The organism is Flavivirga aquatica (assembly GCF_001747085.1).
GTDB lineage: Bacteria > Bacteroidota > Bacteroidia > Flavobacteriales > Flavobacteriaceae > Algibacter_C > Algibacter_C aquatica.
Genome location: NZ_MDJD01000002.1, coordinates 1 through 476, shown reverse-complemented (window position 1 = coordinate 476; position 476 = coordinate 1). Strand labels below are relative to the sequence as shown.

General features: G+C 38.4%; 1 protein-coding gene. It reads right to left on the bottom strand.

What is annotated here, in order from left to right; all coding sequences use genetic code 11:
* Window positions 1-347, bottom strand: a 347-nt coding sequence (locus A8C32_RS00010) for a phage lytic cycle repressor MrpR family protein (RefSeq protein ID WP_240491663.1), incomplete at its 3' end; no start/stop codon positions are given.
* Window positions 348-476: the final 129 nt, after the last annotated feature.

The window sequence follows — 476 nt, the reverse complement described above, 5'->3', positions numbered from 1 at the left end:
AAATGGGTGGCATAACTATGACGTAAGGTATGGGCTGTAAACTTCTTTTGGGTATTTACTTTTGAGCGGCTTTCTTTTATAAGCCATTGGATGGCTCTAACCGTAATAGGCTGCGCGGTACCAGCTTTTGTAACTTGGTTGTTAAAAAGATAGCGTATTGGTTTTTCTGTTTCTAAGTAAAGCTTGAGACCTCTAATAAGATGCTTGCTTAAGGGGAGGTAACGGTCTGTTTTTCCTTTTTGCTTCTTTATAAATACTGTTTTTCGTTCAAAATCGACATCAGATTGTAATAAATTGCAGAGTTCATAGCTTCGGAGTCCGCAGCCATATAACAGTCCAAGGATCAAGCGATGTTTTAAGAATTTTGGTGCTTTTAATAACGCTAGGGTTTATTGCTTATTAAGTACTATGGGAAGATCTTTTTGTCTGCGAATTTGGGGGAGTTGGATCCGTTTTTGTTCCATGCCCATAACCTT